At 66.3% G+C, this 22933-nt stretch carries 15 protein-coding genes; 6 read left to right on the top strand and 9 right to left on the bottom strand.

Translation table 11 applies throughout. The features are described from left to right. Positions 1-33: 33 nt before the first annotated feature. Complete coding sequence (locus tag ACFQEV_RS08925; RefSeq protein WP_379695008.1) at positions 34-1680, bottom strand: Coenzyme F420 hydrogenase/dehydrogenase, beta subunit C-terminal domain; 1647 nt, start codon at positions 1678-1680, stop codon at positions 34-36. Next, the gene (locus ACFQEV_RS08930; RefSeq protein ID WP_379695010.1) at positions 1670-3376 is read right to left on the bottom strand and encodes a nitrite/sulfite reductase; all 1707 of its coding nucleotides are present in this window, start codon (positions 3374-3376) and stop codon (positions 1670-1672) included. Before ACFQEV_RS08930 ends, ACFQEV_RS08925 begins: the two co-directional genes overlap by 11 nt. A gap of 574 nt (positions 3377-3950) precedes the next feature. Between ACFQEV_RS08930 and ACFQEV_RS08935 the strand changes: the two genes are divergently transcribed. The 3 genes from ACFQEV_RS08935 (at position 3951) to ACFQEV_RS08945 (ending at position 8405) form a co-directional block, all read left to right on the top strand. Further along, positions 3951-5732, top strand: coding sequence for a hypothetical protein (locus ACFQEV_RS08935; RefSeq protein ID WP_379695012.1), 1782 nt, complete (start codon positions 3951-3953; stop codon positions 5730-5732). 286 nt (positions 5733-6018) lie between these two features. Next, on the top strand, positions 6019-6798 hold the full coding sequence (locus ACFQEV_RS08940; protein WP_379695014.1) for an ABC transporter ATP-binding protein: 780 nt from the start codon (positions 6019-6021) through the stop codon (positions 6796-6798). After that, positions 6795-8405, top strand: coding sequence for a hypothetical protein (locus ACFQEV_RS08945; protein WP_379695016.1), 1611 nt, complete (start codon positions 6795-6797; stop codon positions 8403-8405). The genes ACFQEV_RS08940 and ACFQEV_RS08945 overlap by 4 nt, the downstream gene beginning before the upstream one ends. A gap of 40 nt (positions 8406-8445) precedes the next feature. On the opposite strand, the gene ACFQEV_RS08950 is transcribed toward ACFQEV_RS08945, so the two are convergent. Next, positions 8446-8721 (bottom strand): hypothetical protein, encoded by a 276-nt coding sequence (locus ACFQEV_RS08950; RefSeq protein ID WP_379695018.1) that lies wholly within the window; start codon positions 8719-8721, stop codon positions 8446-8448. A 35-nt stretch (positions 8722-8756) separates the two neighbouring features. Further along, a complete protein-coding gene (locus ACFQEV_RS08955) occupies positions 8757-8909 on the bottom strand; it encodes a hypothetical protein (protein ID WP_379695020.1) in 153 nt (50 codons plus the stop codon). 91 nt (positions 8910-9000) lie between these two features. Between ACFQEV_RS08955 and ACFQEV_RS08960 the strand changes: the two genes are divergently transcribed. Beyond that, positions 9001-10017, top strand: coding sequence for a zinc-dependent alcohol dehydrogenase family protein (locus ACFQEV_RS08960; RefSeq protein ID WP_379695022.1), 1017 nt, complete (start codon positions 9001-9003; stop codon positions 10015-10017). A 161-nt stretch (positions 10018-10178) separates the two neighbouring features. Here the strand turns inward: ACFQEV_RS08960 and katG are convergent, their stop codons facing one another. The 4 genes from katG to ACFQEV_RS08980 form a co-directional block, all read right to left on the bottom strand. Further along, the gene (gene katG / locus ACFQEV_RS08965; RefSeq protein ID WP_379695024.1) at positions 10179-12317 is read right to left on the bottom strand and encodes a catalase/peroxidase HPI; all 2139 of its coding nucleotides are present in this window, start codon (positions 12315-12317) and stop codon (positions 10179-10181) included. A 471-nt stretch (positions 12318-12788) separates the two neighbouring features. Continuing rightward, positions 12789-14369 carry an acetolactate synthase large subunit gene (locus ACFQEV_RS08970; RefSeq protein WP_379695027.1) on the bottom strand — a complete coding sequence of 527 codons (1581 nt, stop codon included), beginning with the start codon at positions 14367-14369 and terminating at the stop codon, positions 12789-12791. Next, positions 14366-15727, bottom strand: a complete 1362-nt coding sequence (locus ACFQEV_RS08975; RefSeq protein WP_379695029.1) for an NAD-dependent succinate-semialdehyde dehydrogenase — start codon at positions 15725-15727, stop codon at positions 14366-14368. The genes ACFQEV_RS08970 and ACFQEV_RS08975 overlap by 4 nt, the downstream gene beginning before the upstream one ends. A 680-nt stretch (positions 15728-16407) precedes the next feature. Next, positions 16408-17166, bottom strand: a complete 759-nt coding sequence (locus tag ACFQEV_RS08980; RefSeq protein WP_379695031.1) for an IclR family transcriptional regulator — start codon at positions 17164-17166, stop codon at positions 16408-16410. Between the two features lie 423 nt (positions 17167-17589). Between ACFQEV_RS08980 and dgoD the strand changes: the two genes are divergently transcribed. After that, on the top strand, positions 17590-18744 hold the full coding sequence (gene dgoD, locus ACFQEV_RS08985) for a galactonate dehydratase (RefSeq protein ID WP_379695033.1): 1155 nt from the start codon (positions 17590-17592) through the stop codon (positions 18742-18744). A 73-nt stretch (positions 18745-18817) separates the two neighbouring features. After that, a complete protein-coding gene (locus tag ACFQEV_RS08990; RefSeq protein ID WP_379695035.1) occupies positions 18818-19633 on the top strand; it encodes an SDR family NAD(P)-dependent oxidoreductase in 816 nt (271 codons plus the stop codon). A 54-nt stretch (positions 19634-19687) separates the two neighbouring features. Here ACFQEV_RS08990 and lacZ read toward each other — a convergent pair whose 3' ends face one another. Then, entirely contained in the window at positions 19688-22831 is a 3144-nt protein-coding gene (gene lacZ / locus ACFQEV_RS08995; RefSeq protein WP_379695037.1) for a beta-galactosidase, LacZ type, read from the bottom strand. Positions 22832-22933 lie beyond the last annotated feature (102 nt).

Consider the following 22933-nt stretch of genomic DNA (forward strand, 5'->3'; position numbering starts at 1 on the left):
CACCACTCTCCAGCGAGCGTCGCTCGCAGACCGCTAGTGGTCCGACTCGTGCGCGCGAAGCGTCGTGCCGTAGTTTTCGGCGTGCTCGGTGTACTCGATGAACCGCGGGGCGTCCGGGTCGAACGGACGTCGGAGCGACTCGAACGCCTTCTTCTTGTCCCACGACTGCAGGCCGCCGACGGCCGACCGGTCCTCTAAGTCGTGGTAGTCGAGGTCCGGTTCCGTCAGTTCCCACGCGTCAAGTCCCGTCGCGGTTCGGACGATGACGCTCGAGTACTCGTCCGCCGATCCGACCGACCCGACGGTGATGTCGGCGCAGTACCCCGTGAAGTCGGCGCACTCGTCGCAGCCTTTGAGGGCGGCGTCGTGGAACGCTTCGACGTCCTCCTCCAGTATCATCTCGCCGTCGTGGTCGTACGCCATCATCTTCCCGTCCAACACGTCGAGTTTGCCGATGTCCTCCGGCGGCAAATCGCGCTTTTCGGCCAGTTGTTCGCCGACGAGGCGGTGGTAGTTGAAGTTCTTCGTGCACATCAGCGCGATGGTGTAGTCTATCGCGCGCACGCCGTCCTCCTGGGAGGCGTAGTCCCACTGGAAGTCCTGTAGCGCGCGAATCCCCTCTATCTCGCAGGGCGTCCCGACCAGTGCGAGAGAGAGGTCCTCCGGGGATTTGTCCGGCAGTTTCTCCTCCCACTGATCGATGTCGAGGTTGCCCAGCGCCATCGTCTGGTTGTAGAAACTCCCGGCGTTCGCTATCAGTTCCTCGGGGGTGGTCGCGAGGAACGACTCCGCCTTCCACGGTTCGTCCTCGGACTCGGTGGCGACGAGTGCGCCGTCTATCTCGCCCGCCTCCAGGAGGTGTATCAGGACGGACGTGACGACGCCGCCGTCCTGGGCGTTCCCGCGCCAGTCGTCTTCGACCTTCGCGGAGAACTCCGTTATCGGGTCGCCCGCCCCCTTCACGTTGTCCTCGCCGCCGGTTATCTTCCACTGCCGTTCGTACCGGAGGCCGCCGCGCGGGCAGAAGTCCCAGCAGAGCGAACACCCGGTGCACATCTTCACTAACTCGGGGAGTCCGTCGTCGCCGATGCCGATGGAGTCGGAGGGACAGGAGGCGACGCAGGTGCCACACTGGATGCACCGCCCCTCGTCGATGACCGCGGCGTCGAGTTCCATGAACCACGTCTTGTCCTCGGACTCCTCGATGTCGTTCATCTCGCTGCGGATGGAGTACCCCGGCGTGTCCAACTCGACGCCGTCGGGCACCTGCACGCGCCTGTCCGGCGCGTCGTCGTAGACGTCCTGGCTCTTCCCCGCCGTCGGTTCCGTGAAGTCCAGGTCCCGGAGGTTGCCGTTCTCATCCACGTTCGCGGGACGTGCCCCTCCGTCTGCAACTGCTTCACTCTCCTCGCTACCGCCGGACGAGAGGCCGCACGCGCACCCGCCGCCGCATCCGCAGTCGCCTGCGGAATCGACATCGGAGTCAGCGTCGCTGGACCGCGACTCGACGGGTCGCTTCCGGTACTTGATGAGTTTCGCGTCGTCGCCGGCGTCGGGCGTCCGTCCCGGAGAACTCCCGTCCACCGGCGGGACGCCCGTCTCCGCGTGGTCGTCTCCGGCGTCGGGGACGCTCGGAAGCGTCCGCTTCTCTCGCCCGCCTTCGTCGCCGTCAGTCCCCATGCGCGACACCCCCGGAAACGTCGGCGTCGGCACCCTGCATGACGGTCCGCAGGCGGTCGTTCTCGACGCGGCGGGTCCACTCGTAGAAGCGTTCGCCCTCCTCGCGTTCGTCGGCGTACGCCGCGAACAGTTCTTCGAGCGCAGGTATCACCGATCGGGCCGGGACGGCGTTCTCAACCCAGTCGAGGAACTCGTTGTCGGATCCGAGAGAGCCTCCGAGTCCGAAGTCCATCCCTTCGACGATGTTGTCGCCCTCGTCGTTGGTCGTCCCCTCGGGGTCGTCAACCTTCACCGTCTCCCCGCGGAAGCCGATGTCCGCGATTTGGGGTTGGGCGCACGACGCCGAACACCCGGACATGTGCATCCGGACGACGTCCACGTCGTCGGGGGTGTCTATCCGCCGGTCGAGGGCTTTCGCCCACCGGTAGACGCGGTTCTTCGTCTCGATGATGCCGTAGTTGCAGAACTCCGACCCGGTGCATCCGACCGCGCCGCGGGAGAACGGCCCGGGGTCGTGTTCGTACGTGCGGGCGAACGGTTCGTTCAGGAGGTCAGAGAGGTTCTCCTTCGGCACGTGCGTGACGAGGAAGTTCTGATCCGTCGCCAACCGGACCGACGCCTCGTCCGTCCCGTACTTCTTCGCCGCGCGGGCGGCCGCCGCGAACTCGTCGCCGCCCATCCGACCCGCGATGACGTTGAACCCGACGTAGTAGAGGCCGTCCTGCTTCTGTTCGCGGACGCCGACGTGGTCGCCGGTGTAACTCCGGGTGAGGTCCGTCCCCCGCGTCGGGAGTTCCACGTCGCACCGGTCGCGGACGGCCTCCTCGAACTTCTCCGCGCCCATCTGCTCAACGAGGTACCGCATCCGGCAGACGCCGCGGTTGTTCCTGTCGCCGAGTTCCTTGAACGTCTGCGCGACGGCGCGGCAGAACTCCACCGCGTCCTCCGGCGGGACGAACACGTCGAGGCTCGAGGCCATTCGCGGGCCATCCGAGAGGCCGCCGCCGACGCGGACGTGGAAGCCGTAGACGTCCGCTCCCTTTACCTCCTTGCGCGCGGGCGTGAGGCCGACGTCGTTGATCTGCGACTGCGCGCAGTCCTCGCGGCACCCGGTGACGGTCATCTTGAACTTCCGGGGGAGGTTCGCGTACTCGCGGTTTCCCGTGAAGTAGTCGGAGACGGCGTCGACGACGGGTTGGGCGTCGAAGCACTCGTGGTCCGTCAACCCCGCGGCGGGACATCCGAGGACGTTGCGCGCGCCGTCGCCGCACCCCTGAACGGTCGTCAGGCCCACCTCGTCGTACTTCTCCCACACCTCGGGCATGTCCTCGATCTCTATCCAGTGCATCTGGATGTCTTGCCGCGTCGTGATGTCGAGGAACGCGTCGCCCCAGACGGAGTTTTGGTCCTCTCCGCCGTGTTCCGGCGGCGCGGTGGCGTGTTCCTCCGCGACTTCGCCTATCACCTCGGCCTGTTCGGGCGTCAGGAACCCTCCGGGCACCTTCGTGCGGACCATGAAGTACCCCTCCTGTCGGCCGTGACTGTACATCCCGGCCCACTTCAGACGCTCCCACTCGCCCTCGCCGGCCCGTTCCTCTATCTCCTCGAACGTCAGTCCCTCCTCGGCGTACTCGTGGACGTCCTCTATCACGTCGAGGGGGTGTTTCTCTTGCTTCCAGCGTTCGACAGTGTTCATGATGTACCTCCTCAAAGAGGCGTGGTACCACATAACTGACGAACGACCATTACATCAACTCGTTTATGCGAATTCTGCCTCGGGTCCCGTCTAGAGGTGCGGAGCACTGTTACCTGTGACCGCATAGCATAGGGTGAGTCGGAGTGAGGGGAACGGTGTCCGGCGAACGTGGGGCGTACGTGCCGAATCGCGCTGTCGCAAGAATCGGGAATATGTTCCGGTATCTGCGTCGCAACACGACGGATTTCGAACCGGTCACCTCCGGCTACAGACACGGTATCCTGCACTTTCGACGGATAGAGGAATGGAATCGGTAATTAGTTAGAATCCATGAATGTGTCAGGATCTGAGTATCACCGATAGTGATTTTAACCGATACTGTAGACATGGCGGGTATGAGGCACCTCCAAACGACTATGCTGAATTTCCTCTTTCCCAATATGTCGGCGTCTTTCGGCCGGGGCGCCGTCGGAGAAACGCCGGACGACGCCGCGGAGACCGACCCCGCTCGGGCGGGTTTCTCGGCGACGGCGGGGGCGGACGCTGACCGGTCCGTCTCCACCGGAGGTTCACGATGACACGCTCGCCCTTCTCGGGGGCGCTCGTCCCGCTACTGGTGGCCGCACTGGTCGTCCTGTCCGCCGTTTCGCTCCCCGTCGCCGGTGCGTCCGCGGCGGTGACAACCGAAGGCGGAGCGGCGACTTCGAGCGCTCAGGTGACGACGGTGGACACCGCCCAGACGAACGAGACGCAGGAGACGGAAACGGCCGCCTCGGACGGCTCCGCGGGGGCGGACTCTTTCGACATCTCTCTCGGTTCCGATAGGACGGTCAAGATAGGCGAGAAACCCCGATTCGAAGCGGAATCGACCGGGGGGACCGGATACGTCAGTTACTCGTGGAACCACGACATCGACGGCACCTACTCTCAGGAGTCCGACGACGGGACGGCCCTCCAGTTCGATTCGGTCGTCGTCCCCGGTAACTACACGGTCACGGTGACCGCGACCGACGACACGGGCCAGTCCGTCAGCGACACGGTCAACGTCACGGTGACCCGGGCGTTCGGCGACGTGCAGAAAATCGAATCCGGTCAGCAAGTGTCCGGCGACGACATCGACGGCGTCTACTCCCTCGAAGCGGAGAAGGGAGAGGCCGTCGGCGTTGTCGCGGGCGGCGGCATGCGACAGGCGATACTCTACGACAAGGACGGCCAGCGGATACGGTCCATCACGCGAGGCCCCGACACCACCATGGAGGGAACGATCGCGGACTACTCGGGTCCCTACTACATCGCGATAACCTCCTCCTCCGACAACTACGCGGAGGTGACCGCCTACACCCGCAGTCAGGAGGCGTCCGAACCGAACCAAGGTCGGTCGCAGGCGGCCGCAATCGGTGCGAACGGGAACACGACCAGTATTCTCACGCGCTCGGACGACGTCGATTGGTACGCCGTCGAGGCGGGGGAAGGTAACCTGAACGTCTCCGCGGAGCTGTCCGTCCACGCCCTCTATCAGGGTGACTTCGGGCTCCAGATCTACACCGCCGACGGACGTCCGATCGGAACGGTGGAACCGTCCGATATGAGCGCGACGAACGAGACGTTCGCGTACGGCGGGGGCGGCACGTTCGAGGCGGAGCAGTCCGCCCGGATTACGGACGCCGGGACCTACTACATCCGCGTGGCGAGACCGGACACGGGGCGTGAGTTCAACGTCGGCTTCACCGAGTACGACCTGACGGTGGACGCGACGGAACCCACGGAGGACGACACCAACGCGACTCAGACTTCGACGTCTACCCCGGCTTCGACTCCGACCCGGACACCCTCGGACTCGACGCAGACTCCGGCTTCGACCGAGACGGCGGACCCGACGGAGACGGCGACCACGACAGAAACCGCGGGGTCGGATTCGTCGCAGACGGACGCGGGAGACTCGACGGACTCGTCGTCGGCTGATTCGTCTTCCTCGTCCTCGTCGGATTCGTCCTCGTCGGCTGACTCGTCTTCCTCGACATCGGCGGATTCGTCTTCGTCGGCAGATTCCTCCTCCTCGACGTCGGAGCGGACGGACGCGGCCGCCACTTCGACGCCGACGCAGAACGCTACGTCTACGCCGACGCGGAACGCTACGTCTACGGCGACCGAAACGCCGTCGTCCGCGTCCGAAACCGCTCAGCCGGCGACTGCCGAGGTGACGCCGGCCCCGGAGGAGACGGCGACTCCGAATTCGACGACCGAGGCGACGGAAGAGACGGCCACGGCGACGGCGAGCACGGACCGGTCGAGGGGCGGCCTGAGCGGGTTGTTCGACCAGGTCAAGGCCCTGTTCGGTCGGCTCCTCCGCATCTAACGGAGACCGCCCGACGTACTTCTTCTCTGGCGTAACGGGCGCTTCCCGTCGTTCGATTCCTCGGTCGTGATTGATTCCGGGCGATTTCACGTCCGAACGCGGAGACGTAGCGGTCGATGTCGCCCTCCGGGCCCTCTCCCCGTGCGGTACTCGGATCGCTCGCTGGGTCGTTTCCCTCGTCTACGGCGTCGCCTTCACGGGCGACGACGCGGCGGCCGACGCCGACGAGGGTTCATCTCAGATCCGTAACAGTTAGGGAACGTCGTTCGAAACGGACTTCCGCTCTATGCCCTCCACTACCGCTGACGCCGCCATCGAGGCGACGGACCTGCGAAAGACGTACAGTTCGGCGGTCGCTCTCGACGGCGTGTCGCTGTCGATTCCGAGCGGAACCGTCTACGGGTTCCTCGGGCCGAACGGCGCGGGGAAGACGACCACGATGCGGCTTTTGACCGGCCTCTCCCGGCCGTCGTCGGGCACCGTCCGCGTCTGCGGCGTCCCCTCGACCGACCGGCGCGAACTCGCCCCCCTCGTCGGCTACCTCCCCGAGACGCCGCCCCTGTACGAGGAGTTCAGCGCCCGCGAACAGCTCGAATACGTCGCCGACCTCCGGGACGTGCCGCGCGAGGACGCCCGCCGTCGCATCGAGGAGTCCCTCGACCAGTTCGACCTGACCGCCGACGCCGACCGGCGCATCGGCACCTATTCGAAGGGGATGCGGCAGAAGACCGCCTTCGCACAGAGCGTCCTACACGACCCGGACGTCCTGTTCTTGGACGAACCCACCGCCGGACTCGACCCGAAGGCCGTCCGGCGCATCCGCGAGTTCGTCGTCGAGTTCGCCGACTCCGGCGCGACGGTGTTCCTCTCGACGCACATCCTCTCTATCGTGGAAGCGGTCGCCGACGAGGTGGGCGTCCTCTTCGACGGTCGAGTCGTCGCCGAGGGGTCGCCCGAGATGGTGACGTCCCGCGCCGAGGCGGGCGAGAACGCGTCGCTCGAAGACGCCTTCCTCGAAATCACCGGCGACCGAGACGGCCCTCGGCCGGCCGGGGCCGAAGAATGAGTCTCCGACGAGACGTCCGCCACGGGATGCGCATCGCGCGCGCGGAGTTCCGCCGGAGCGTCAGGCAGATCCTCGGAAACAACCGCCGCCTCCTCGGAGTCGGCTTCGCCGTCCTGTTCTTCGCGGTGCAACTCCTCCTCTCGCTCCCCGCCGCCTACCTCGCCGGCCGAACCGCTCGGTCGGTCGCGGCGGTTCCGTTCCTCGCCCCCGGCGCGGTGTTGCTCCCCGCGGGGTTTCTCCTCCTCGCGACCCTCCGGACGCTGGAACGCATCGGCGGCATCGAAGCCGAGGAACTGCTGTTGACCGCCGTCCACCCGCGGGCCGTCGTCGTCGGCCTCATCGGCGCGGAAGTCCGGCGACTCGCCGTCTGGCTCGGCGTCCCCGTGACGGCTCTCGCCGTCGCGTTCGCGTTCGGACTCGGGTCGCCGTCGCTCGTCGTGACGGCGGCGCTCGTCTTACTTCCGCTCGTCTGTTGGGCCGCCGTTTGGGGCTACGCCCTCGGTATCGTCGTCCTGCGCGTCCTGCGGCGACTGCCGGGCGTCCGCCGCGTCATGAAGGCCGGCGGCGTCCTCGCTCTCGTCGTCCTCGTCGTGGGGTCGCAGTTCGCCGGCCGGTACGTCGCCGAGGAGAACGTCTCCGTCGAGGGACTACTCTCCGCGGTCGCGTTCGAACCGCTGACCGACTACGTCGCCCTCGCGTTCCTCGGAACGCCGCTCTCCCGACCAGTGTCGCCCGAGGCGGTGGCGGTCCTCGCGGGACTGGTCGCGCTGACCCCCGTCGGATTGGCCGTCGCCTCCCGGCAGGCGTCCGAACTGTGGCTCTCGGACGCCCCCCGCCGGGAGCGGACACGACGGACGAGTTCCTCCTCCGGGGGGTTCGCTCCGCCGCGCCCGTTCGCGCGACCGAAATCCGCTCGCGTCGCGTGGGGAACGCTCGTCCGCACCGTCCGAAACCCGCGGGAACTCAACCACCTCCTGATGGCGGTGTTCTTCCTCGGACCGGTCGGCGGCGCGTTCGTTCCGTTCTCCGGCGACGCCCTCGGACCGTTGGCGGCCGGGGTCGGCGTCGGACTCGGGACGTACCTCGCCGGCGCGGCGTTCGGGCTGAACCCCCTCGGCGACGACCGGCCGCAGTTACCCCTGTTGTTGCTCACGAGGACGCCGACGCGGACGCTCGTTCACGGTCGGATGCTCGCCGGTCTCACGGTCGGCGTCCCCGTGGCGGTTCTCGTCCCCCTCGCGTCCGTCGCCGTCGGTGCGCCCCCGGCGTACGCACTCGCCTTCGCGGTGGCCGGCGTCGGACTGTGTCTCGCCGCCGCCGCGTTCGCCGTCGGCGTCGGCGCGGCGTACCCCGTCTACGAGGAGCGCGAGTTCTGGGGCGCAGAAACCGTCGTCCCCTCGACGCTCGTGATGATGACGTACCTGTTCGTCGTCGGCGGCGGCACGACCGTCGGCTTGGTCACCCTCTGGTTCACGCTCGCCGGTCACCTCGCCGCGACTCCCGCGTTGGTCGTGGGCGTCGGCGCGTACCTCCTGTTGACGTGCGGCGTCTCGTACGGGTCGTACCGGTACGCGGTTCGACGGTACCGCGACTACACGTTCGACTGACCGGCGAACGCGTTCGAACTCGTCGGCGTTCGGGGCGGGCTTACTCCCCTTCGCCTTCAAGTTCGGTCACTCGCCGTTCGAGGCGCGTAATCCGCTCCTCGTAGCCGCGCTTACCGTCCAAGAAGTTGTACACGATGATACCCAAGACGGGCAGTACGACGTACATCGTCAGCATCAGGAGGGGGACGACGAGTTCGGGACCGCCCGGCAGTCCGGAAACGAACAGGGGGACCGTACCTCGGCGTACGGTTGGATACCGTATACGCTTCGAGAGCGGTCGCGGGGCGGGATTCGAGGACGGAACGTGAGGGAACATTCCGACCGCAATTACCGCGGCCGTTACGACCGTTCTCACCCGGTTACAGCGCTCCTAACCTCGCTCTCCCGGAGGAAGACGGCGACCGCTCCGGCGTGAAGTGCGCCTCCGAGTGCGCTTCCCACCGGACCGACGAGGGGGACGTTCCCGAGCAGATGGTTCGCGAGTCCGAGGACGACGACGCCCAACAGCGTCCACCCGCGTCCGTCGGCGAGAGGCGGCCAATACGCGGCCGAGCAGAGGACGGAAGTGGCGGTGCGACCTCCATTTGAGGTGACTATGCAGGCATACGAAGTCCGAGAACCCGACGCCGACTACGGGGGCGTCGTCGAAGTCGAACGCGACCGACCAACGCCGGATGCGGACGAAGCACTCGTCCGAATTCACGCGTGTTCGCTGAACTACCGCGATTTGGCGATTGCGAACCCCGAACTCACCTACCCCGGTACGAGTCTGCCGGTGATCCCGCTCTCCGACGGGGCGGGCGAGGTGGTCGAAGTCGGCGAGGACGTGGACCGCCTCTCCGAGGGCGACCGGGTGGCGACGCCGTTCGCGCCCGACTGGGTCGACGGGCCGTTCGCGCAGGAGAAGGCGACGCGGACGACTGGCGGGAACGTCGACGGGGCGTTGGCGCAGTACGTCACGTTCCCCGCCGAGAGCCTCCCGGTCCTGCCCGACTACCTCTCCTACGAGGAGGGGGCGACGCTCTCGTGTGCCGGCCTCACCGCGTGGCGCGCACTGATCGAGAACGGGAACCTCCGGGCCGACGAGACGGTTCTCGCACTCGGCACCGGCGGCGTCTCGACGTTCGCCCTCCAGTTCGCCTCAATGCGCGGCGCGCGGGTGGTGGTCACCTCCTCCAGCGACGAGAAGCTCGCCCGCGCCCGCGAACTCGGCGCCGACGAGACGATAAACTACGAGGAGACGCCCGAGTGGGGGGACGTCGTTCAGGAACGAACGGGCGGCGCGGACCACGTCGTCGAAGTCGGCGGCCCCGGAACGCTCGAACGGTCGTTGCAGGCGGCGGGGATCGGCGGCCACGTCCACCTCATCGGCGTCCTCGCCGGTCCCGAGGGGAACGTGAACCCCGCGCCGATTCTCCTGAAGTCGCTCGACGTCGAGGGTCTGATGGGCGTCGGCAGTCGGAAGATGTTCGACCGGATGCTCGCCGCCATGGCGGCCGAGGAGATGGAACCCGTGATCGACCGCGTGTTCGACTTCGACGGGGTGCGAGACGCCTATCGGTACGTCGAACGAGGCGAACACCAAGGGAAAGTCGTCGTCTCGGTCGAGTAGTCGGCCTCCGGTCCGACCGAAGCGGAACGCACCGGCCGAGAAGGAAAAGCGGCGCGCCGCAGACGGGGGGCGCGCCGGGTAACGTCGCCGCGGGACTTACGAGCGAGCCGTTTCGAACGGCGACCGACGGTCGCGTCCGAAACGGAGGCTCTCGGACGAGATTACTCGAGGTCGAAGCGGTCGAGCTTCATCACCTTGCTCCACGTGTCCGCGAAATCGCGCACGAACTTCTCCTCTTCGCCCGCGTAGACGTTCGAGATGGCGCGAAGTCGGGAGTTCGCCCCGAAGATGAGGTCGACTCGGGAGCCCTTCCACTCGACGTCGCCCGTCTCGCGGTCGACCAGTTCGTAGACCTCTCCGGACTCCGAGGCCTCCTCCCACTCGTAGCCCATGTCGGTCAGGTTCACGAAGAAGTCGTTGGTCAACGTCCCCGGCCGGTCGGTGAAGACGCCGAGATCGGAGTCCTGGTAGTTCGCGCCCAGCGCGCGCATGCCGCCGACCAGGACCGTCATCTCGGACGCCGTCAGGTCGAGTAGGTCGGCGTGGTCGACCAGCAGGTCCTCCGCGGGCTGGTCGTACGCGCCGCTGAAGTAGTTGCGGAACCCGTCGACCTTCGGCTTGAGCACCTCGAACGACTCCTCGTCGGTCTGCTCCTGCGTGGCGTCGGTGCGGCCGGGCTCGAACGGGATATCGATATCGTACCCGGCGTCCTCCGCGGCCTTCTCGACGGCCGCGTTACCGCCCAGCACGATGAGGTCGGCGAGCGAGACGCGCACGTCGTCGGACCGCGAGCCGTTGAACTCCTCCTGAATCGCTTCGTAGGTCGAAAGCACCGTCTCCAGCTGCGCGGGCTCGTTGACCTCCCAGCTCTTCTGGGGTTCGAGGCGGATGTGAGCGCCGTTCGCGCCGCCGCGCTTGTCGCTGTCGCGGTACGTCGACGCCGCCGCCCAGGCGGTCTTGACGAGTTGAGAGACGGAGAGGTCCGAATCGAGGATTTCTTCCTTGAGCTCGGCGGCCTCCTCCTCTCCGATGAGGTCGTAGTCGGCGTCCGGGAGGGGGTCCTGCCAGATGAACGTCTCCTCGGGGACGTCCGGACCGAGGAACCGTTCCTTCGGACCCATGTCGCGGTGGATGAGTTTGAACCACGCCCGCGCGAAGGCCGCTTGGAACTCCTTCGGGTCCTCGCGGAAGCGCTCGATTATCTCGCGGAACTCCGGATCCCGCTTGAGAGCGAGGTCCGACGTCATCATCATGGGGGCGTGCTTCTTCGACGGGTCGTGGGCGTCCGGCACGGTGTCGTGCGCCTCCTCATCGACCGGCTCCCACTGCTTCGCCCCGGCGGGACTCTCCGTCAGCTCCCACTCGTAGTCGAGCAGGTTGTCGAGGTAGGAGGTGTCCCACATCGTCGGCCAGGCGTTCCACGCGCCCTCGATGCCGCTGGTGGTCGTGTCGGGGCCCTTGCCGGAGTCGGTCCAGCCGAGACCCTGGTCCTCGATCGGAGACGCTTCGGGCTCGGGGCCGAGGTCCCCGTCGGAGGCACCGTGGGACTTGCCGAACGTGTGTCCGCCGGCGATGAGCGCGGCCGTCTCCTCGTCGCTCATCGCCATGCGGCCGAACGCCTTCCGGATGTTCTCCGCCGACGCGAGCGGGTCCGGATTACCGTTCGGCCCCTCGGGGTCCACGTAGATGAGGCCCATCACGGTGGCACCGAGCGGTTCGTCGAGCTCGCCGTCCTCGTCGAAGCGTTCGTCCTGCGGCGCTTCCCACTCCGTCTCGGGGCCCCAGTAGACGGCCTCGTCGGGCTCGAACTCGTCCTCGCGCCCGCCGGCCCAGCCGAGCGTCTCCATCCCCATCGATTCGAGGGCGGTGTTCCCGGCGAGGACGATCAGATCGGCCCACGAGAGCTTGCGGCCGTACTTCTGCTTTATCGGCTCCAACAGACGGCGAGCCTTGTCGAGGCTCACGTTGTCGGGCCAGCTGTTGAGGGGCGCGAAGCGCTGGTTCCCGCCGGACGCGCCGCCGCGGCCGTCCACCGTGCGGTACGTACCGGCGCTGTGCCACGCCATGCGGATGAAGAGCGGCCCATAGTGGCCGTAGTCGGCGGGCCACCAGTCCTGCGACGTCGTCATCAGGTCCTTCAGGTCCGCCTTCACCTCGTCGAGGTCGAGCGTCTGGAACTCCTCGGCGTAGTCGAAGTCCTCGCCGTACGGACCGACGTTCTCGGCGTTCTGGTCGAGGACGTCTAACTTCAGCTTGTTCGGCCACCACTCGTGATTGCGCTTGCGTTTGTTTTCAGACATCAGTTATCTCTCCTAGTTCGAAATGTACGAGTATCGCTTATGAACTCTACGATAATTCTTCGTCTCACAGTTCTAATTGTCTTCACTAAGAAAGAGGAGTTCGGGGCTCCTAAAATTATCTTTAGCAAATGACAACCGAGTTCTCACCGAGCGTAACGTGCGGACACGGCGACGACGCCGAGAGAATCAGCTGTGTATCGGGGATATACGGAGATACCGGCCGAACCTACATCGTTAGCGGTATCTCGGTCGAGTCGGATGTGTCTCGCGATAGTTATTCCGCTCCTCGAATCGTGAGGAAAGTAGATGCCGAACGACGTGAACGGAGCGATAGTTTGAGTAGTCGAACCGGGAGGTCTGGGCTGATCACAGGTGTACTCCGTGCCCCGCACTCGCTCACGTCCCCATTCGGACCGGAACCGCGGCCGAACGGACGCCCCGACCCGTCTCGATCGGCCGCGGCACGTCCGCCTACTCGACTTCGACCGCTATCAACGACATGTCGCTGCCGACCGCCTCCTCGACGGCCTCTCGGAGTTCAGCCCGCGACTGCGGGCGGTAGCCGTCGATTCCGAAGCTCTCGGCGAAGGTGACCAAGTCGGGGTTCGACAACCCCGTCCCGAACGCCTCGCCGGTGTGGTCACGTTGCTTCTCGGAGATGAGGCCGTAGTCGTCGTCCACGAAGACGACGACGGTGAACTCGCAGCCGATTCGGGTCGCCGTCTCGAGTTCGGCGGCGTTCATCAGAAAGCCGCCGTCGCCCGTCGCGGCGACGACGTTCCCGTCCGTCGCGAGGTCAGCGGCGACGCCGCCGGGGACCGAGATCCCCATCGAGGCGAGGCCGTTCGAGACGATGCAGGTGTTCGGTTCGTACGTCGGGAAGTTCTGCGCTATCGCCATCTTGTGACTCCCCACGTCGGAGAGGAGAACGTCCTCCGGGTCCATCGCCTCCCGCAGGACGGGCAGAACCCCCTGGACGGAGAAGGGTGCGGCGTCGGAGGGTTCGGCGGCCACGTCCTCGACGATGCGTTCGCGCAGGTCGGCGTACCACTCGGGGTCGAACCCCAGCTCGCTCGCCCCGCACCACTCGGTCAGCGCTTCGAGCGTTCGGCCGATGTCGGCGACCACCTCGACGGCGGGGTTGTACGCCTCGTACACCTCCGCCGGTTCGGTGTCGACGTGGACGACGGGGGTGTCGCTCCGCCCCCACTTCGCCGGGTCGTGCTCGGCGATGTCGTAGCCAACCGTGAGCACGAGGTCCGCCTGTTCGATGGCGCTGGCCGCCTCGCCGTCCGCGCCCGAATCGAGCGTCATCAGCGAGTGCTCGTCGGCGTCCGACACCGCGCCTTTGCCCATGTACGTCGAAGCGACCGGGAGGTCGGTGACGCGCACCAACTCGCGAAGCTGCGACGCCGCGTGCGTCCGAACCGCGCCGTTGCCGGCGATTATCAGCGGTCGGTCCGCCTCCCGGAGCAACTCCTTCACGCGGTCTAGCGTGTCCGCGTCGGGGGCGGCGAAGCGAACGTCCTCCCGGACGGGAAGCGGACGCGCCTCCGTCTCCTCGGCCGCCACGTCCTCGGGGAGTTCGAGGTGGGTCGCGCCGGGTTTCTCGTACTCGGCGACTTTGAACGCCTTGCGGACCGACTCGTGGATGATGTCCGGGTCGTCCAGTTGGGTGTTCCACTTCGTCACCGACTCGTAGATTCTGACGACGTTGATGGCCTGGTGGCTCTCCTTGTGGAGTCGTTCGAGTCCGCCCTGGGCGGTGACGGCCACCAGCGGACTCTTGTCGCGGTGGGCGTCGGCGACGCCCGTGAGCAGGTTGGTCGCGCCCGGACCGAGCGTCGAGAGGCAGACGCCCGCCTCGCCCGTCAACCGGCCGTGGACGTCGGCCATGAACGCGGCCCCCTGTTCGTGCCGAACCGGGACGAACGTCACGTCCGAGTCGCGGAGCGAAAACAGGAGGTCCTCCGTCTCCTCGCCGGGGATGCCGAAGACGTGTTCGACGCCCTCGCGTTCCAGACACTCGACGAACAGGTCGGACGCCTTCATTCGACCCACACCGTCTTCTCGTTGAGGAACTCCTTGATTCCGACCTCGGAGAGCTCGCGCCCGTAGCCCGACTCCTTGACCCCGCCGAACGGCACGCGGGGGTCGGACTTCACCAGCTGGTTGACGTAGACGCACCCGGCGTTTATCCGGCGGGCGAGGCGTTCTCCGCGTTCGCGGTCCTCGGTCCAGACGCTCGCGCCGAGGCCGAACTGGGTGTCGTTGGCCTTCTCGACCGCCTCCTCCTCGTCCGACACCTCGTAGACGGTGGCGACCGGACCGAACATCTCCTCGGTGTCGGCGGGGCACCCCTCGGGCACGTCGGTCAGGACGGTCGGCGGGTAGTACGCCCCCTCTCGGTCCATCGGTTCGCCGCCGAGGGCGACGTTCGCACCGGCTTCGACGCTCTCCTCGACCTGTTCGTGGAGGTCCTCCAACAGACTCTCCTTCGCCTGCGGGCCGACGTCAGTCTCCTCGTCCGTCGGATCGCCGACGACGTAGGAGTCTATCTCCTCGACGAACCGGTCGAGGAACTCGTCGTAGACGGCCTCGTGGACGACGAAGCGCTTGGCGGCGATGCAGGACTGGCCGCCGTTCTGGTTGCGGGCCCACGCGCCGGTTTCGACGGCGTCGTCGAGGTCGGCGTCGTCCAAGACGACGTAGGGGTCGCTCCCGCCGAGTTCGAGGACGGTCTTCTTCAGGTTCTCCCCGGCGGCGGCGGCGACTGCGCGGCCCGCCGGTCCGCTTCCGGTGAGCGTCGCCGCGCGAACTCGGTCGTCTTCGACGATGTCGTCCACGAGGTCCGAGGGAATCAGGAGCGACTGGAAGACGTCCTCCGGGTACCCTGCCTCGCGGAACACCTCCTCTATGGCCTTCGCGCACCCCGGCACGTTCGAGGCGTGCTTCAACAGGCCGACGTTGCCCGCCGTCACGTACGGCGCCGCGAACCTGAACACCTGCCAGAAGGGGAAGTTCCACGGCATGACCGCCAGCACCGGCCCGATGGGTTCGTAGACGGTCTTGACCGTCGAACCCGACGGACTCGGGTGGTGTTCGGGTTCGAGGTACGCGCTGGCGTGTTCCGCGTAGTGGTCGCACGCCCACGCGCACTTCTCGACTTCCGACACCGCCTGCGTGATGGGCTTGCCCATCTCGCGGGTCATCGTCTCGGCGTACTCGCGCTTGTTCTCCCGAAGCACCTCGCCAGCCGCCTCCAGCAACTCCTCGCGTTCGCGTAGCGGGCGCTCCCGCCAGTCGTCGAACGCGTCCGTCGCCCTCCCGAGGGCGTCGTCCACGTCCTCCTCCGTCTGTGTCTCGTACGTCTCTACCTCCTCTCCGGTCGCGGGATTGACGACGTCCATCCCCGAGTAGTTCCGGCTCGACGCGCTTAACTTCCATCTCGTACTATCGTAATAAATACCGCAGAGCGGACAGTCTCCGTTTCGGTCGTATCCCCGTCGCCCGGTAGAATTGCACGAGATTCGAACTTCTAACGTCTCCTCGTCAACGGCGACGAAGTTCGCGGTGACGGTGATGAATTAGAGACCCGCGAAAACGACCACTACGAAGGATATCCGGCGGAACGACGACAACCTGCGTCGAACCGCTTTTCAGAGCGGAAAGCGGAATAAATTGCCGAGAAATACGGTGAAAATGCGGAGAACTGCCGTGTCGCGGTATACTTCTCTGCCTCTCTGAGGCAGAATATGTACTTATGGATCTATCATTCGAGTTCCACTTAGATGTGGACAACGTACAATACTGCACCGCCTCCGCTGGGGACGCCCCGGCCCGTTCGTCCTCTGGACCGCATCTGATCGCCCGGTCGTTACAGATGTAGGAGCGTAATAGAACGCGGTGACGTTCTGCTTCGAGTCCCGTCCGAATACCGCCTTCCGTTAACCATCGGTGAACAGCGACCCCGTACGACCCGGCCGTCTCCCTCCTCTCGGGTGGCTCAATGACTCCCAAACGCGGCGGAGGGACGAACGAGGTGCGTCTCTCGGAACCGGTCGAACACCGTTCTCCGTCGGCGAACGATTCAGGCGGTGCGAACTTCCTTCTCGATGGTCTTCGCGGCGGAGACGACGAGTCCGACCACCTCCTCCTCCAACCGCTTTCCGGACATGATTTCGATGTCGCCCGTGACGCTCACCGACCCGACGGGCGAGTGGTCGCTGGCGAGAACCGGCGACGCCACGCACTGGACGCCTTCGATGAACTCCTCGCGGTCGAACGCGACTCGCTTGTCGCGTATCGACTGCAACTCCTCTTTGAGGACCGTTCGGTCCGTTATCGTCTTCTCCGTGAACGCCGCCAACCCCGTCCGCTCGATCATCTCGTCGCGTTCGTCGTCGTCGAGGTAGGCGAATATCGACTTCCCGCCGGCGGTGGCGTGAAGCGGAGCCACCTTCCCCTCCAACCGTTCCTCGGAGGCCATCCCCTCCGGTTCGACCCGAAGCGCGTAGATGCCGCGGTCGTTCTCGCGCGCGATAAAGTTCGTGGTGTGGCCCGTCGTCTCCGCGAGTTCGGTCACCACTCTCTCGGCGACGGTGAGCGGAAGCCGTTTGCGGGCCTCCGTTCCCAGCATGAGAAACTGGAGGCTCAGGTGGTACTCGTCGCCCTCTCGGACCAGGTAGCCGAGTCGAGAGAGGGTCTGGACGTGCTTGTAGACGGCGCTCTTCGAGAGACCGACCTCCCGGGCGAGTTCGCTGATGCCCGCGCTCCCGTCCGTCTGAATCTGCTCTAAGATCTGAAAGCAGGTGGCGATCGATTTGATCCGAATCTGTTCGTCGGCCATGGCGGTATCTCGGCGCAGGCGCGGAAAAGTCGTTCGCTATCAGTAAACATTCGGAGGGATCTGATGCAGTCGATAGTGATATTCCGCTCGACCGATGGGGCGAACGGACGGATCGACGGGGAAATCCCGCCGAATCGTTCTCCGCTGGTGAACGGCTCTCGCCGGCCGCTCGATTTCGGGTATGGAGAACGTTTATGTATTATCACTAAGGATGTTGTGCTGGTGATCGGCGTACCGCAGTACGCGGTTTCGGTCCGCTGAGTCGGAGAGCCTCGGCAACGGAACCGACCGTTCGGCGGCGAGACACCCACCGGTACCGTTCGCACACTCCGGCGGTAACCGGTACGACTGCGCCTTCGAAGGCGCGCCTGCGGAACAACTATGAAATCGGACACCCAATCCACGAGGCGAGATGAAGCAACGATGAACCAGATCGTCGATTACGAACTCTTCGAGGTACCCCCTCGATGGCTGTTCCTCCGGGTGGAAACGGCCGACGGAACCGTCGGCTGGGGCGAACCGGTCGTCGAAGGTCGGTCCCACACGGTCCGCGCCGCCGTCGAGGAACTGATGGACAACCACCTCCTCGGCGAACCGGTGAACCCGATCGAGGACCACTGGCAGACAATGTACCGGGGCGGGTTCTACCGCGGCGGCCCCGTCCTGATGTCGGCCATCGCCGGCATCGACCAAGCGCTTTGGGACATCAAAGGGAAGAGTCTCGGCGCGCCGGTGTACGAACTCCTCGGCGGCGCGGCGCGCGACAGCATCCGCGTTTACCAGTGGATCGGCGGCGACCGACCGTCCGAGGTGGCCGAGGAGGCCACACAGAAGGTTGATGCGGGCTTCTCGGCGCTGAAGATGAACGCCACCGAGGAACTGGAACGCGTCGACAACCCGGCGACGGTCGAGGCCGCGGTGGATCGACTCCGGAAGGTTCGGGAGGCCGTCGGCGACGGCGTCGACATCGGCGTCGACTTCCACGGCCGAGTGACGAAGCCGATGGCCAAGCGCCTCGCGAAGGCCCTCGAACCGTACGACCCCATGTTCATCGAGGAACCGGTCCTCCCCGAACACAACGACGCGCTTCCGGACATCGCCGCCCACACCACGATTCCCATCGCCACCGGCGAGCGGATGTACTCCCGGTGGGACTTCAAGGAGGTGTTCGAGGACGGGTCCGTGGACGTGATCCAACCGGACCTCTCGCACGCTGGCGGCATCACCGAGGTGAAGAAGATAGCGAGCATGGCCGAGGCGTACGACGTGGCCCTCGCGCCGCACTGTCCGCTCGGACCCATCGCCCTCGCGTCGTGCGTGCAGGTGGACGCCTGCACGCCGAACGCGCTCATCCAAGAGCAGAGCCTCAACATCCACTACAACGAGACGTCGGACGTGCTCGACTACCTCGAAGACCCGACCGTCTTCGAGTACGACAACGGGTACGTGTCGGTCCCCGACGCGCCGGGCCTCGGCATCGAGATAAACGAGGAGTACGTCCGCGAACAGTCCGAGAAGACCGTCAACTGGCACAACCCCATCTGGCGGCACGAGGACGGCAGCATCACCGAGTGGTAACCCCCGACGCTCGTTCTCTTCCGCTTTCTGCTCGAAATTTATTTACGGACCCCCTCGTACGCTGTGCACACGCATGACAGCGCCTACTCCGACAGCGAACGCGGTCGAAGGCAGACACGAGGACAGGGTGGTTCTGGTCACCGGTTCGACGCGCGGCATCGGCGAGGGAGTCGCCCGTCGGTTCGCGGCCGAGGGGGCGTCCGTCGTCGTCAACGGCCGGTCACGGGACGCCGGCGAGGCGGTGGCCGACTCCATCCGCGAGGACGGGGGGGAGGCCACGTTCGTCCCGGCGGACATGCGCGACGCCGCCGAGATAGAGGCGCTACTCGAACACGCCGTCGACGAGTACGGCCGTATCGACGTCCTCGTGAACAACGCGGGCGTCCAGACGGAGACGACGGCCGAGGACGCGACGATGGACGACTGGGAGTTCGTCGTCGAGACGGACTTCCGCTCGTTTTGGCTCTGTTCGAAACACGCGGCCGAACGGATGCCGGAGGGCGGGCGCATCGTCAACATGTCGTCGAACCACGCCTACCTCACGATGCCGGGACTGTTCCCCTACAACGCCGTCAAGGCTGGCATAAACGGGATGACGCGGGCGCTGGCGTTGGAACTCGGCCCCCGCGGCATCACGGTCAACACCATCAACCCGGGGTGGATAGAGATCACGCGGACGAAGGAGGAACTCGGCGACCGGTACGAGTACACCGAGGACATCCACCCCGTCGGCCGCCTCGGGACGCCGGCGGACGTCGCCGGGGTAGCCGCCTTCCTCGCCAGCGAGGACGCCTCGTTCGTCACCGGCGAGAGCATCCTCGTGGACGGCGGGCGGACGGCCGTCATGCAGGACGAAATCTACCGCGACTACCGAACGCGGGCGGAGTGATACCCCGAAAGAAAAGGTCGAACCGGTCGTCGCGCGATTCTCGGACGAGGCGACTCAGAGCGCTTCCCCGTCCGTCGTGAACAGGCGAAGTTCGAAGGTGAACGCCGTCGGTTCTGGTTCGAGGCGGTACTGCGGAAGCGTCGGCGGGCCGCAACTGGCCGACCCGAGTCCGCAGTGGGCGTGGTCAAGAGACACCCACACGTCGTCGCGGCGCGGCAGTTCGTGTCGGTGGTCGGCGGCCTCCAAGTCGTCGGTGCTGTAGCGGTGCGCGCTGAAGTCGAACGTCCCGTCGCCCGCCACGTGGACGCCGATCCCGCGCTGGTCGGTGAACGTCACCCACCGGGTGTCCGTCCGGTTGCCGTTCTCCTGCGGGGCGACGTACGGGGTGTGCAGTTCCTCGACGGTTCGGGAGTATCGACCCAGCAGGTTCGCCTCCTTGCTATCGACGTACGACTCGCCCGGGCCGCGCCCGTACCACGTCACGTTGTCGAAGTCGCCGTCCAGCGTCAGGTCCAACCCGAGGCGGGGGAGGGAGGGGAGCACCGACAGGTCGCCCTCGGGTTCGACTTCGGTTTCGACCGTTATCGTGCCGTCGTCCGCGACGGTGTACGTCTGCTCGACACCGAACCCGTGGTCGAATATCGGCGGCGCGAGTCGCCCCTCGACTGAGATGGTCACCGCTTCGTCGCCGCGAACCTCGTGCGTCACGTCGTCGGTGCGGAACCGGAGGCTGTCGAGTCCGTGTTCGCGCCACAGTTGCGCGAACCCGATGGAGCGGACGTCCTGCGGCCCGAGCGTCTCCTCCGCCTCGTAACGCTTCATCAGCGTCGAGAGGAGCGTTCTCGGAAGCGGTAGCCCCCGGTCGTTGTCCGTCGGCGCGCGCCACATCCCGACCCGCGGCCCGCGTTCGAGGAGGTCCCGCCCGCGGTACGACAGCGAATCGACGACGCCGTACGTGTCGTCGAAGACGAGTTCGAACTCGGCGTTCGAGACGACGATTCCCCCCTCGGTTTCCTCGCACCGAAGCGGCGACGACGCGGCGGAGACGGGGTGGGAGGGGTCGCCGCCGACGGGGAGTTCGAACTCGCCCGTGGCGACGGTGTGGCCGCGTTCCGCCCACGCCGTCTCGGACGAAAGCGACACCTCGACGCCGAGGACGTGTTCGCCGTCCTCGTCCAGGTACTCGCTCTCGACGGGGACGGAGACGACGTCGCTCTCGCCGGGCGCGACGGACGGCAGGTCGAGGGTACCGCTCTGGACGAGTCGGCCGTCGGTCGACACCCGCCACGTCGCGGTCAGGTGGTCGAGCGACCGGAAGTCGTAGCGGTTCTCGACGGTCACTCGCCCGCGTTCGACGTCGTCGGCGTCGAGGACGACCGGTTCGACGACCTTCTTGTACTCGGTCAGGCCGGGAGAGGGCGTCCGGTCGGGGAAGACGAGGCCGTTGATGTTGAAGTTCGCATCGTTCGGTTCGTCGCCGAAGTCGCCGCCGTAGGCGAACCACTCCGTCCCGTCTTCGGCCGTCCGTCGGATGCCCTGGTCCAACCAGTCCCAGACGAACCCGCCCTGCAGGCGGTCGTGTTCGTAGAACAGGTCCCAGTACTCCCGGAGGTTCCCCGGCCCGTTCCCCATCGCGTGGGAGTACTCGCACGGAATCACCGGGTGGTCCGGGTCCTCCTCGGCGGCCCACGCTTCGAGTTCTTCGAGCGTCGGATACATCGGGCCGACGATGTCTACGACCTCCTGTTCGACGTCCTCCTCATAGTGTATCGGCCGCGTCGGGTCGCGTTCGCGCGTCACCTCGGCCATCGTCCGGTGGTGCGCGCCGAACCCGGACTCGTTGCCCAGCGACCAGATGATGACGCTCGGGTGGTTCTTGTCTCGCTCTATCATCCGAACCATCCGGTCTACGTACGCGTCCTCCCAGTCGGGGTCGTCGCTGATATGCTGGATGGACTCGGCGAACTCCATCCCGTGACACTCGATGTCCGTCTCGTCGAGGACGTACAGACCGTACTCGTCGCAGAGGTCGTAGAACCGGGTGTCGTTGGGGTAGTGGGCGGTTCGGACGGCGTTGAGGTTGTGCCGCTTCATCATCTCGACGTCCTCGCGCATCGCCTCTATGGGAACCGCCCGGCCCCTGTCGGGGTGGAAGTCGTGCCGGTTGACCCCGCGAATCGTCACCGCCTCGCCGTTGACCAGCAGTTGCCCGTCGCGGAGTTCGACCTCGCGGAAGCCGACCGGTTGGGTGACGACGGTGGAACGGTCGCCCTCGGAGACGGTCACCACCAGTTCGTAGCGGTTCGGCGTCTCGGCGGTCCACTTCTCGGGATCCTCCACCTCGGCTTCGAACGCCACCTCGGTCGCCTCGTCGGCGTCGAGGGCGACGGACCGACTCGGTAGCGACACCGGGACGGCGTCGCCGTTCTCGTCCACGAGTTCAGCCTCTACGTCCGCGGTAGCGGACGCTTCGCCCGCGTTGCGCACCTCCACCGCTGCGCGGAGGCGCGCGTCCTCGTACGCGTCGTCCAGTTCGGTTCGGACGTCCACGTCCTCGACGTGCGTCGCCGGAAGCGCGTAGGCGTACACGTCCCGGAAGATACCGCTCAGCCACCACATGTCCTGGTCTTCGAGGTAACTCCCCGTGGACCACTTGTACACCCGGACGGCGACGGTGTTCTCGCCGGGCGTCACCGCCTCGGTCACGTCGAACTCCGCGGGGAGGCGACTCCCCTCGCTGTACCCCACCTCCTCGCCGTTCACCCAGAGGTGGAACGCCGAATCGACGCCCTCGAAGTGCAGGCGAATCCGCCTCTCGTCCCACTCCTCGGGGACGTGGAACGCGCGGCGGTACGAGGCGGTCGGGTTCTCCGTCGGGACGTGCGGCGGGTCCATCGGGAACGGGTACACGACGTTCGTGTAGTGGGGGTTCCCGTACCCCGCCGCCTGCCAGTTCACCGGGACCTCGATGTCGTCCCAGTCGCTCGCGTCGAACTCGGGGTCGTGGAAGTCCGCCGGCGCGTCGGCGGGCGTCTCCGACAGCGCGAACGACCACTCGCCGTTCAGGAGCGAAATCCACCGCGACGCGCCGCGCGCCCCGTCGAGTGCCGTCTCGACGTCGTCGTACGGTAGCACGTCCGCGTGCGGACGGAGGCGGTTTCTGCCGATGATTTCGGGAGCTTGCCAGTCGTCACCCATGTGCCAGTACGTGGCACATCGAGCGCGTATGGTTCTTTCGATTGAGAGGGTATCGTCGCGGTGGAGAGAGACACGATGTGCCGACACACAGTCGTTCGCGGC

The organism is Halopelagius fulvigenes (assembly GCF_042662625.1).
Lineage (GTDB): Archaea > Halobacteriota > Halobacteria > Halobacteriales > Haloferacaceae > Halopelagius > Halopelagius fulvigenes.

Coding starts and splice junctions, on each gene's coding strand:
- ACFQEV_RS08970 (WP_379695027.1), bottom strand. CDS start 14,369: ATGAAGGCGTCCGACCTGTTCGTCGAGTGTCTGGAACGCGAGGGCGTC.
- ACFQEV_RS08950 (WP_379695018.1), bottom strand. CDS start 8,721: ATGTTCCCTCACGTTCCGTCCTCGAATCCCGCCCCGCGACCGCTCTCG.
- ACFQEV_RS08935 (WP_379695012.1), top strand. CDS start 3,951: ATGACACGCTCGCCCTTCTCGGGGGCGCTCGTCCCGCTACTGGTGGCC.
- ACFQEV_RS08960 (WP_379695022.1), top strand. CDS start 9,001: ATGCAGGCATACGAAGTCCGAGAACCCGACGCCGACTACGGGGGCGTC.
- katG (WP_379695024.1), bottom strand. CDS start 12,317: ATGTCTGAAAACAAACGCAAGCGCAATCACGAGTGGTGGCCGAACAAG.
- ACFQEV_RS08990 (WP_379695035.1), top strand. CDS start 18,818: ATGACAGCGCCTACTCCGACAGCGAACGCGGTCGAAGGCAGACACGAG.
- ACFQEV_RS08925 (WP_379695008.1), bottom strand. CDS start 1,680: ATGGGGACTGACGGCGACGAAGGCGGGCGAGAGAAGCGGACGCTTCCG.
- dgoD (WP_379695033.1), top strand. CDS start 17,590: ATGAACCAGATCGTCGATTACGAACTCTTCGAGGTACCCCCTCGATGG.
- ACFQEV_RS08980 (WP_379695031.1), bottom strand. CDS start 17,166: ATGGCCGACGAACAGATTCGGATCAAATCGATCGCCACCTGCTTTCAG.
- ACFQEV_RS08940 (WP_379695014.1), top strand. CDS start 6,019: ATGCCCTCCACTACCGCTGACGCCGCCATCGAGGCGACGGACCTGCGA.
- ACFQEV_RS08945 (WP_379695016.1), top strand. CDS start 6,795: ATGAGTCTCCGACGAGACGTCCGCCACGGGATGCGCATCGCGCGCGCG.
- ACFQEV_RS08975 (WP_379695029.1), bottom strand. CDS start 15,727: ATGGACGTCGTCAATCCCGCGACCGGAGAGGAGGTAGAGACGTACGAG.
- lacZ (WP_379695037.1), bottom strand. CDS start 22,831: ATGGGTGACGACTGGCAAGCTCCCGAAATCATCGGCAGAAACCGCCTC.
- ACFQEV_RS08930 (WP_379695010.1), bottom strand. CDS start 3,376: ATGAACACTGTCGAACGCTGGAAGCAAGAGAAACACCCCCTCGACGTG.